The sequence below is a fragment of the Streptomyces sp. NPDC006332 genome, from assembly GCF_040612855.1.
In the GTDB taxonomy this organism is placed as follows: domain Bacteria; phylum Actinomycetota; class Actinomycetes; order Streptomycetales; family Streptomycetaceae; genus Streptomyces.
In genome coordinates this window covers 38,312-45,662 of sequence record NZ_JBEXRA010000066.1, presented here as the reverse complement: position 1 = coordinate 45,662, position 7,351 = coordinate 38,312, and the positions used below count along the sequence as shown (strand labels likewise).

Here is a 7,351-nt window from a genome sequence, read left to right as displayed (position 1 = left end):
CGAGAGTGGGGGAGGAGCTACTAGGGGCTTTCGGCAACGCGGCGAGCGTGCGTGCCAGACGCCGCGAGCCGGGCTGCACTTTTGTTCGGAGCTCTTAGCGGGCGAGCAGACACGCCGCGGTGCACACCGCGCCGGTGCAGGCGAGGAGGGCTGAAGCGCAGGCCGCGTGACGTCTGAGCAGAGCGCGCCGAAGCTCGACGTAGCGGCACTCGTATTCCTGCCGGAGCTCGGCGGCGCGCTCGGTCGTGCTCAGCAACATCTGGCGGGTGAGCTCGATGCGCTGGTGGACGAAATGGCGTGTGACGTCCTCGGCCTGGGCGGTGGACAGCCACGGCAGCCGGGCGCAGAGACGCTCGGCTTCCCGGCGCGCCTGGTCGTGGTGGGTGCGTGCGAGGAGATAGCCCTCGACCGTGTCGGCCAGCAGGTTGCCGCGCCCGGCGTCCGGTGCCTCGTGTCTGCCGCGCTTCACCGGGGTTCCCCCTTGTGGCTGTCGGCGTCCACCGCGTCGCGCCTGCCGAGATTCTCCCGCTGTTCGAGCTCCGCCAGGTCCGGGTGGTGCAGGTCGAAGGCAGGGGATTCGGAGCGGATGCGCGGCAGGGTGACGAAGTTGTGGCGGGGCGGCGGGCAGGAGGTGGCCCACTCCAGGGAGCGGCCGTAGCCCCACGGGTCGTCGACCTCGACCCGCTCGCCGTACTTGGCGGTCTTCCACACGTTGTAGAGGAACGGGAAGGTGGACAGTCCGAGGAGGAAGGCGCCGATGGAGGAGACGGTGTTGAGGGCGGTGAAGCCGTCGGCGGCCAGGTAGTCGGCGTACCGGCGGGGCATGCCTTGCGCGCCGAGCCAGTGCTGGACCAGGAAGGTGGTGTGGAAGCCCACGAAGAGGGTCCAGAAGTGGATCTTCTCCAGTCGGTGGTCGAGCATGGTCCCGGTCATCTTCGGCCACCAGAAGCTGAAGCCGCCGAACATGGCGAAAACGATCGTGCCGAACAGAACGTAGTGGAAGTGGGCGACCACGAAGTAACTGTCGGTGACGTGGAAGTCCAGCGGCGGGGAGGCGAGCAGAACCCCGGTCAGCCCGCCGAAGAGGAATGTGACCAGGAAGCCGGCCGCCCACAGCATCGGCGGCTCGAAGGAGATCGAGCCCTTCCACATCGTGCCGATCCAGTTGAAGAACTTCACGCCCGTGGGGACGGCGATCAGGAAGCTCATGAAGGAGAAGAACGGCAGCAGCACCGCCTGCGTGGCGAACATGTGGTGTGCCCACACCGTCGCGGACAGGCCGGTGATGGCGATGGTGGCGCCGACGAGACCCATGTAGCCGAAGATCGGTTTCCGGGAGAAGACGGGGAGGATCTCGGTGATCACGCCGAAGAAGGGCAGGGCGAGGATGTAGACCTCGGGGTGGCCGAAGAACCAGAACAGGTGCTGCCACAGGATCGCCCCGCCGTTCTCCGGGTCGAAGATCTGCGCCCCGAACTTCCGGTCCGCCTCCAGCGCGAGCAGGGCGCCCGCCAGAACCGGGAAGGCGAGCAGGACGAGCACCGAGGTGAGCAGCACGTTCCAGGTGAAGATCGGCATCCTGAACATGGTCATGCCGGGCGCGCGCATGCAGATGATGGTGGTGATGAAGTTGACCCCGCCGAGAATGGTGCCGAAGCCGGCCAGCGCCAACCCCATGATCCACAGGTCGCCGCCGACAAAGGCGGTGTGCTCACCACCGCTCAGGGGTGTGTAGGCGGTCCAGCCGAAGTCGGCGGCGCCCTGCGGGGTGAGGAAGCTGGAGAGGACGATCAGACCGCCGAAGGCGAACAGCCAGTACGAGAACATGTTCAGCCGCGGAAAGGCGACGTCCGGGGAGCCGATCTGCAGCGGCATGATCGCGTTGGCGAACCCGGCGAACGTCGGCGTCGCGAACAGCAGCAGCATGATGGTGCCGTGCATCGTGAACGCCTGGTTGTACTGCTCGCTGGAGAGGATCTGAAGTCCCGGCCGGGCCAGTTCGGCCCTGATGGCCATCGCCAGCGCTCCACCGATCAGGAAGAACCCGAACGACGTGATCAGGTAGAGGTGGCCGATCTTCTTGTGATCGGTCGTGGTCAGCCAGGCGACGATCACCTGACCCCGGCTGCGGCGCTCGGCCGCCGGAACCGGAGAAACCGGTTCGGTATGGGTCGCCATCAGTCTCCTCAACGGGCGGCAGCGCATGACGGTGAAGAGGGCGGCTGCACACATGGCCGCCTTCTCCGCCGGTCATGGTGTCGGGCGGTGCGTGACCGGCCCGCCGGAAACTAGTCCTGCCGCTGCGCAGGCGCGATCGGAAACCGATGTTCTTAGGCTCAGTGGACGCATGGTCCATCCGGTCGAGTGGTGTCCGCTGGATGCATGGCCGGCGCCCAGCGTGGACCAGCCGGCCGGCGGACATTGGCTTCGGCCATGCCGACCGGCCACCAGCGGGGCGGTTTCCAGCGTCGCCGACCGGCGGCCGGGGCGTCAGCGGGCGGCTCTGCGCCCGGAGTCAGGGACCGGACCAGCCGCTCTCCCACTGATCCGTCTTCTCCTTGGCCTCATCCTCCCCGGTGTCCGCGTGCCCGGCGTCCTCGCCCTCTGCCTGAGAGGGGGTCGTCCGCTGCACGTCGCGACGCTCGGTCTCCTCCGCCCCGTTGTCCGGTGTGGCCTCCTGCTGCCGTTCACCCTCCGCCCGGGACGGGGTCTGCTCACTCATGGTCGGCCTTCCTTTCGGTGTTCCGGTTCCGCGGTTGGTCGTGCGTCGCGGGCTCCGGAACTCTTCTCCTGCTCATCGGGCCTCCCTTCGTAGGGCCGACCGAGTACCCCCCGCCTGGTGCCCTCACTCCGGGCCGAGATCGACCGCCCCGCAGCAGCTGATCGCTCCGCGGCCCGCGCCTGGAGGTCGGCGGGCACCCGCGGGCAGAAGGTTGGCCGTGCACCTCGCGGGTACTCCGACGATCTTCCGAAGTAAGTGAAGTGAGTACTGAAGTGAGTGAAGTAAGCAGTGGAGAGTGGGAAGATGCCGGAGCCGGACAAGAACGTGAATGAGAAGAACATCTTTGTCATCGGCCTCGACGAGGCCAATGTGCCCACGCTCCGTGCGGCGCCGGCTGCGAAGTCAGTGCTCTTTCACCCCTTGATGTCGCCCGAGGAACTGCAGGGCGGCGAGGTGTCGGTGCCGGAGCTCCTCGACAAGGCCCAGCGGACTCTGGATGCCTTCGACGGAACCATCGACGCGATCGTCGGCTACTGGGACTTCCCGGTCAGCACCCTCGTGCCCATCCTCAGCGAGCGCTACAAGACCCGCAGCACGAGCCTGGAGGCGGTGGTCAAGTGCGAGCACAAGTACTGGAGTCGGCTCGAACAGCAGAAGGCCACTGACCGGATCCCGCGGTTCGGCAAGGTCGATCTGGAAGCGGCCGACCCACGCCCTCCCGAGGGCGTGCGGTTCCCCATGTGGGTCAAACCGGCGCTCTCCTACTCATCCGAACTGGCCTTCGGCGTCAAGGACTTGGACGAGTTCCGGGCCGCGGTCGCCGAGATCCGCGAGGGCATCGCCCGGGTCGGCCGACCCTTCGAGTACATCCTCGACCGCATCGAGCTGCCGCCCGAGATGGACGGCGTCGGAGGTCAGGTCTGCCTCGCGGAAGAAGCGATGTCAGGCATCCAGGTGGCCGTCGAAGGCTACGTCCATCAGGGCGAAGTGACCGTCTACGGCGTGCTGGACTCCATCAACTATCCCGACACGTCGTCCTTCCTGCGCCACCAGTACCCCTCGACGCTGCCGCCGCCGGTGATCGGGCAGCTCCACGACGTCACCGAGCGGGTGATGCGCCAGATCGGTTTCGACTCGGCCACCTTCAGCGTGGAGTACTTCTACGACCCGCAGACCCAGGAGATCAACCTCCTGGAGATCAACCCGCGGCACTCCCAGTCCCACGCCGAACTGTTCCAGTACGTCGACGGCGTACCCAACCACCACTGCATGGTCAGTCTCGCCCTCGGTGACGACCCGCGCATGCCGCACCGCGAGGGCCCCTACGCGATGTCCGCGAAGTGGTACTACCGCTGGTTCACGGACGGCGTGGTGGGTCATGTGCCGTCGCCCGAGGACCTCGCCCGCATCGAGCGTGAGACCGACGGTGTGCGCGTCGACGTCACACTCGAGGAGGGGCAACGGCTGTCGGAACTGTCCCAACAGGACAGCTACAGCTTCGAGTTGGCCCATGTCTTCACCGGAGGCAACGACGAGGAGGACCTGCGGGAGAAGTACGACCACTGCGTGGCCGCACTGGGACTCACCTTCGACGAGAGCCCACAGGCCGAAAGCCCGCGGTCGGACAACCCGCGGGTCGAGAGCCCGAAAGAGTAAGGAGCACGCCGGCCTCATGCGTTACGTGACCAACCTGCCGTACGCCACCAAGGAAGAGGAGCACGTCAGCGTCCCCATGCCCGACGGCACCCGGCTGTCGGCGCGCGTCTGGCGTCCCACGTCCTCGGACAACGAGCCCGTGCCCGCGGTGCTGGAGTACATCCCCTACCGCAAACGCGACCTCACCTCCGTACGGGACTCCATGCACCACCCGTACATCGCCGGGCACGGTTACGCCTGCGTCCGTGTCGACGTGCGCGGTACCGGTGACTCCGAGGGGGTGCTGAAGGACGAGTACCTGGAACAGGAACAGGCCGACGCGGAAGCGGTTTTGGCCTGGCTGGCCGAGCAGCCCTGGTGCGACGGCAACACCGGCATGATGGGCATCTCCTGGGGGGCCTTCGCCGCTCTGCAGGTCGCCGCCCGGCAGCCACAGAGCCTGCGCGCCATCGTCATCGCGTCCTTCACCGACGACCGGCACGCCGACGACATGCACTACATGGGCGGGGCCATGCTCTCCGACAACCTCGCCGAGGCGGGCACCATGTTCGCCTACGGCACCTGCCCCCCCGACCCGGCCGTGGTCGGTGACCGCTGGCGTGACATGTGGCAGGAGCGCCTGGAGAACACCAGCCCCTGGGTCCTCGAGTGGCTGCGCCACCAACGCCGCGACGACTACTGGCGGCACGCGTCGGTCTCCGAGAACTACCAGGACGTACGGTGTCCCGTCCTGGCCTCCAGCGGCTGGGCGGACGGTTACTCCAACGCCGTCACCCGCCTGCTCGGCAACCTGGACGTGCCCCGCAAGGGACTGATCGGCCCCTGGTCGCACAAGTTCCCCCACCTCGGCGAACCGGGACCCGCCATCGGGTACCTCCAGGAAGTGGTGCGGTGGTGGGACCACTGGCTCAAGGGCGTCGACAACGGCGTCATGGACGGCCCCATGCTGCACACCTGGATGCAGGACAGCGTGCCCCCGTCCACGTCGTACGAGGAGCGGCCTGGCCGTTGGGTCGCGGAACCCACGTGGCCCTCTCCGCACGTCCACCGGGTCACGCACCCACTGACCCGACACCGCATCGGCTCCCCCGGCGAGGACACGGCGGCCGGTGACGGGGACGGCACCGCGATGACGGTGCGCTCGCCGCTGTCCGTCGGCCAGTTCGCGGGCAAGTGGGCCTCGTACAACGCGCCCCCGGACCTGCCCTACGACCAGCGCGAGGAGGACGGCGGCTCCCTCGTCTTCGAGACCGAGCCGCTGACCGAACGGCTGGAGATCCTGGGGTCGCCGACCGTGGAACTCGACGTCTCGGCCGACGAGCCGGTCGCGATGGTGGCCGCGCGCCTGTCCGATGTGAGCCCCGACGGCGACGCCACCCGGGTCACGTACGGTCTGCTCAATCTCACCCGGCGCGAGAGCACCGAGGACCCCGAGCCGCTGGAGCCGGGGCGGCGCTACCGCGCGACCGTCCACCTCAACGGAGTGGCGCAGGCGTTCCCGCCCGGACACCGCATCCGCCTCTCCCTGTCCACGTCGTACTGGCCGCTGGCCTGGCCACCCCCGAGGCCGGCGTTGCTCAGCGTCCACGAGGGCTCCAGCACCCTCACGCTCCCGGTCCGCCCGACGGACGCACCCGACGAGGCGCCCTCGAACCCGTTCGAGGAGCCCGAGGGCACTCCGCCCCTGGCCGTGACCCGGCTGACGCCCCCTGAGCAGCGGTGGGACGTGAAGCGGGACCTGATCGGCTACAACGCCGAACTGGAGATCGTGAAGGACCAGGGCCTGATCCGTTTCGACGAGATCGACCTCGACGCGGGCCGCCGCGCCTACGAGCGCTACGCGACCGTCGCGGACGACTTCACGTCGGTCAGCGGCGAGTCCACCTGGACCATGCGCTTCCGGCGTGCGGACTGGGACGTCCGGGTGGTGACGCACACCCGGCTCAGCTGCGACGAGCAGGACTTCTTCGTGGACGCCACGCTGGACGGCTACGAGGGCGACCGCCGCGTGTTCTCCCGCACCTGGAACGAGACGGTGCCACGCGATCTGCTCTAGGGCGTGTTGCGGCCGGCCAGGTGGGTAGAGTCCGCACGTGCGTTGATCTTCCGGGCGGCGGCCGAGCGCCGTCGCAGACGGTACGGGTGGCCCCGGATCAGGTGGGGCCACCCGGTCGGTATACCCGTCCTCACCACCGCCGGAGATCACGTCATGAGTGCTCAGCAGCCCATCACCTACGACGCGTTCGTCGAACTCGCCGCCGCTGACCCCGCTGTCCTCGGCCTCGTCCTCAAGGGTTCCCGCGCCCACGAGGACATGACCACCCCGTACTCCGACCACGACCTGTACGTCGTTCTCGCCGACGGCGCGACGACGTCCCTCACCCGGTTCACGGGCCATCGCGCCCCAGATCTCGACCTCGTCGTGCTGTCCCTCGAGGAGTTCCGCGGCGCCGGCGGTTTCGAGCGGTACGCCCTCGCCCGTGCCCGGATCGTGCTCGACCGGCTCGAGGGAGGCATCACCCGGATCCTGGCAGGCATGGCCCGGCTCGACGCCGACGAGGCCTTCCGGCAGGCCGGCGGGTGGCTCGACGCCTACGCCAACTCCCTTTACCGCTCGGTCAAGAACGACCGCGACGGACATGCCCTCGCGGCCCGGCTGGACGCCGCCGACAGCATCCGGTTCCTGCTGGAGTTGCTCTTCGCTCTCGACCGTCGGCCCCGCCCTTACAACAAGTATCTGCGTTGGGAGCTTGACCGTTTCCCGCTGCCCGGCTGGGACACCGGCCTGCTGCTCGATGCCGTGGACCGCATCTCGTCGACGGGCGACGTGTCGGCACAGCATCGTCTGTTCGGCCAGGTCGAGGCGGTGGCACGCCGGGCCGGTCACGGCGCGGTGCTGGACGCATGGGGTGCGGACGTGGACCTGATGCGACCGCGGTAGGTGTCCGGCGGTTGCGCCGCCGTACTCGGTCC

6 protein-coding genes are annotated in these 7,351 nt (G+C 68.3%); 3 read left to right on the top strand and 3 right to left on the bottom strand.

Annotated features, from left to right (window positions below; all coding sequences use genetic code 11):
* Positions 1-94: 94 nt before the first annotated feature.
* The 3 genes from ABZ027_RS37670 to ABZ027_RS37660 form a co-directional block, all read right to left on the bottom strand.
* Positions 95-469, bottom strand: coding sequence for a hypothetical protein (locus tag ABZ027_RS37670; RefSeq protein ID WP_356776565.1), 375 nt, complete (start codon positions 467-469; stop codon positions 95-97).
* Positions 466-2,178 (bottom strand): cytochrome c oxidase subunit I, encoded by a 1,713-nt coding sequence (ctaD, locus tag ABZ027_RS37665; RefSeq protein WP_356776563.1) that lies wholly within the window; start codon positions 2,176-2,178, stop codon positions 466-468. Before ctaD ends, ABZ027_RS37670 begins: the two co-directional genes overlap by 4 nt.
* 337 nt (positions 2,179-2,515) lie before the next feature.
* A complete protein-coding gene (locus ABZ027_RS37660) occupies positions 2,516-2,722 on the bottom strand; it encodes a hypothetical protein (RefSeq protein ID WP_356776561.1) in 207 nt (68 codons plus the stop codon).
* Positions 2,723-3,025: 303 nt separating this feature from the next.
* Between ABZ027_RS37660 and ABZ027_RS37655 the strand changes: the two genes are divergently transcribed.
* From ABZ027_RS37655 to ABZ027_RS37645, 3 genes are all read left to right on the top strand, one after another.
* Positions 3,026-4,378: an ATP-grasp domain-containing protein gene (locus tag ABZ027_RS37655; RefSeq protein WP_356776559.1), complete on the top strand. Its 1,353-nt coding sequence runs from the start codon at positions 3,026-3,028 to the stop codon at positions 4,376-4,378.
* A gap of 16 nt (positions 4,379-4,394) precedes the next feature.
* On the top strand, positions 4,395-6,434 hold the full coding sequence (locus tag ABZ027_RS37650; RefSeq protein ID WP_356776557.1) for a CocE/NonD family hydrolase: 2,040 nt from the start codon (positions 4,395-4,397) through the stop codon (positions 6,432-6,434).
* Positions 6,435-6,587: 153 nt separating this feature from the next.
* Entirely contained in the window at positions 6,588-7,319 is a 732-nt protein-coding gene (locus tag ABZ027_RS37645; protein WP_356776555.1) for a hypothetical protein, read from the top strand.
* The last annotated feature ends 32 nt before the right edge of the window (positions 7,320-7,351 follow it).

Coding starts and splice junctions, on each gene's coding strand:
- ctaD (WP_356776563.1), bottom strand. CDS start 2,178: ATGGCGACCCATACCGAACCGGTTTCTCCGGTTCCGGCGGCCGAGCGC.
- ABZ027_RS37655 (WP_356776559.1), top strand. CDS start 3,026: ATGCCGGAGCCGGACAAGAACGTGAATGAGAAGAACATCTTTGTCATC.
- ABZ027_RS37645 (WP_356776555.1), top strand. CDS start 6,588: ATGAGTGCTCAGCAGCCCATCACCTACGACGCGTTCGTCGAACTCGCC.
- ABZ027_RS37650 (WP_356776557.1), top strand. CDS start 4,395: ATGCGTTACGTGACCAACCTGCCGTACGCCACCAAGGAAGAGGAGCAC.
- ABZ027_RS37660 (WP_356776561.1), bottom strand. CDS start 2,722: ATGAGTGAGCAGACCCCGTCCCGGGCGGAGGGTGAACGGCAGCAGGAG.